The sequence below is a fragment of the Enterococcus phoeniculicola ATCC BAA-412 genome (genome assembly GCF_000407505.1).
GTDB lineage: Bacteria > Bacillota > Bacilli > Lactobacillales > Enterococcaceae > Enterococcus_K > Enterococcus_K phoeniculicola.
This window is the reverse complement of record NZ_ASWE01000010.1, coordinates 1-2619: the sequence shown is the minus strand read 5'-3', so window position 1 is coordinate 2619 and position 2619 is coordinate 1. Positions and strand designations below refer to the sequence as shown.

Annotated in this window: 3 protein-coding genes; all 3 read right to left on the bottom strand. The window is 39.3% G+C overall.

The window, feature by feature from the left end; genetic code table 11:
- The coding region (locus tag I589_RS17665; RefSeq protein ID WP_016250120.1) for a sortase family protein at nucleotides 1-425 on the bottom strand (425 nt) is incomplete at its 3' end.
- A complete protein-coding gene (locus I589_RS17660; protein WP_010766889.1) occupies nucleotides 409-1500 on the bottom strand; it encodes a WxLIP family cell surface protein in 1092 nt (363 codons plus the stop codon). The genes I589_RS17665 and I589_RS17660, both read right to left, overlap by 17 nt.
- 248 nt (nucleotides 1501-1748) lie before the next feature.
- The gene (locus I589_RS17655) at nucleotides 1749-2495 is read right to left on the bottom strand and encodes a WxL domain-containing protein (protein WP_010770208.1); all 747 of its coding nucleotides are present in this window, start codon (nucleotides 2493-2495) and stop codon (nucleotides 1749-1751) included.
- Between the last annotated feature and the right edge of the window lie 124 nt (nucleotides 2496-2619).

Here is a 2619-nt window from a genome sequence, read left to right as displayed (position 1 = left end):
AGCAGCTTGCCAAACAATAACTCATCAATACCTAAATGGTGCCCAAACAAGACAAAATTATCCTTTGCCAATGTTCGGTCTGGATACATGACAACCCCGCCCAAAAGGAGATTCTCGTTAGTAATACCCACGAGAATCGGCTGTTCTAGCCCCACAGAGGGGATCAAAATCTGCCCATAGCTTTCTTGTGTTGCCTTTGCACGATTGTTGAAAATAGAAGAAAGCTGTGGCGTTTGGATTGCTTCTTCCACTGGATATTCGGTTGGCAAAATTTTCTGTTGAACGAACGCTGTTCGTTGAATTTGCCAACCAATCATACTATCTTTTAACCAAGGGGAAACGATGAACAACAAACCTAAAATAACGAGTCCATCGATGAGGCATTCAACAAACCATTCTTTTTGTTTGTTACTTAGCCTCTTCATCTTTGTCTTTCTTTCTCTTTAAAAATAAAATCAATAGTAGAATCGCGATCAATAAAATCAGCGCGCCAATAATAACATACAGCCATGGGAAATCTTCTTTTTCAATCGAAACATCCTTGGCATTTAATTTATCCGCCACTTCTTTTTTGATTTCAAACTCTTTTTCAAATGTCCATTTATAAAGATAACGAACGGTGTTTCCTTCTTCGTCTTTCACTTCATACTTGCCACTATCAGACAATCCACCATAAGCAACTGTCTTCAACAGGTATTTCCCTGCTTGTAACTTTTCGCCATTTAATGCGATTGGATACTCAAAATTTGAATTAGGTGCCATCTGCATTCTCGGCGCAGATGATTTGTATAAAACGTCACTTTCTCCTTGCTTTGTCACCTCGTGGTTCATACGTAATTGATTCAAATAAACAGGCGCTGGATTTTGAAACCCAACATTAATTACGTTTCGAACATTCACTTGAGACGCATTAATCTCGAGTATGTTTAAATCTGGCTTTACTTCTACATCTGTTTCTTTTAACACAAGTCCTACGGCGAAGGCATATTCGTTTTTGATTGCCATGCCTGTTTCTTCATTTTTTTCAGTTTTCGCTTTTTCAGAGACGATTTCTTTGAATGTAATACCGCCTGCTAGAATCCCGTCAAATGAGTCCTTGGGCATCGTAATTTTCAGTGGAACATTCACTACACTCTTTGGTTTTAGGGTCACTTCTTCTTCGACTTCAACGAGATCTTTCAAATTATACTTTAATGACTCATCTGCTTTAATCTCGTTGGGACTGTATTCCACTACCCCATTTAAATTCGTTGTAGCACTTGCCACATGAATACCCACTTTGACCTCTTTATCGGTGCTGTTTCTAAGCTCCACTTCAACGGTCTGGGCTTGATCTGGTTTCATCAATAATTCAAAATATGTTTTATTTTTATCAATTTGATTTTCAGGTATGACTGGGCTTACCGCAAAATTCAGTTTGGAAGCAAACCCTGGACTTGTAGTGAACAAGATGCCTCCGATGAATAGAAGCGTCCACATAATTTTTTTAAGTTGTTTCATATAGTTCATTTCCCCTTTGTTTACTATGCAAAAATAGAGCCTGCTTTTTTTATATCAGAGTAACTTTGGATTGGAGCGAACGTCGTTTCCTCGAAAAACGAACAGATCTGTCCTACTCATTTCTGAGGGTTCCCACTCACGCCTATCACCGTTTATTTAGATTCAAAGAGTCCGAAACATAGCTCAAGGAGCTATGTCTCAGACTCAGACCTTTCAATGGAACTTCCGCGATTCTTCCGTTGCTTTCATTAAACCCCTGGAACGTCACTAAGTACCCATGTAAAGTTGGTTTCATAACGATCACTATATTTTGTTGAAGAGCCTGGTACTTCAAGAGAAACACTGGTTGCTGCTGATGCTTGATCAGTTCCCCAATCAAACAAGTAAGTTCCAGCACCTTCGGTTGCTTTTGCACTCATCACTAAGGTTTCAGCACCTGGTGCTAAAACGATTTGTGTAGGACCTGTTGGCGCTGTTGAATGGGAAGCAGTCACTACGTTTCCGTTGTCTAACGTAATTTCAGCCCCTTCTAATTCAGTGCCAGCCTTGATGTTTGTTGTTTTAAATTGTGCATCCTGTGTCACTTTAAGTGTCCAGCCTGCTTCTGTTCCTCGGTTATCTGTTACTTGGACAAAGTTTGGACCCGTTGTATCAGTGCCTGCTTTATCTTTGTATGCTTGTGGTAAAGCATTGTATGTTTTTGTAACAGAGGTAATAGTTTGTTCGCCAAAGTAGAAACTTGATGCAAAATCAATAGATAGTGGTCCAGCTGTTCCTGGTTCTGATGGATCTTCTCCATCTGGATTTGTCGGTGTAATTGGATCTACTGGTTTTAATGGATCCACTGGGTCAGTTGGATCTGTACTTGGTGTATAAGTAATCACACCTTTAGATGGATACGTATCTCCTGTAGTTCCTGCTTGTGCTGATAATGGAGCTAAAACTGCTGCGCCAAACAACGCGATAGTTGCTACTAACATTTTTGTATTTTTCATTTATATTTCCTCCCAATAGTCAGTCGTCTGATTGTTTTTTATAAAAATCATTTGAAGTGTTTTTTCTTTACTCTAATGCAATTCCTTAAATTGATGGTGTATCTGACAATGTCCAAGTTAATGT

Bases quoted from the DNA above. Each gene is read 5' to 3' on its own strand.
- I589_RS17655 (WP_010770208.1), bottom strand. From the start codon at position 2,495: ATGAAAAATACAAAAATGTTAGTAGCAACTATCGCGTTGTTTGGCGCA.
- I589_RS17660 (WP_010766889.1), bottom strand. From the start codon at position 1,500: ATGAAACAACTTAAAAAAATTATGTGGACGCTTCTATTCATCGGAGGC.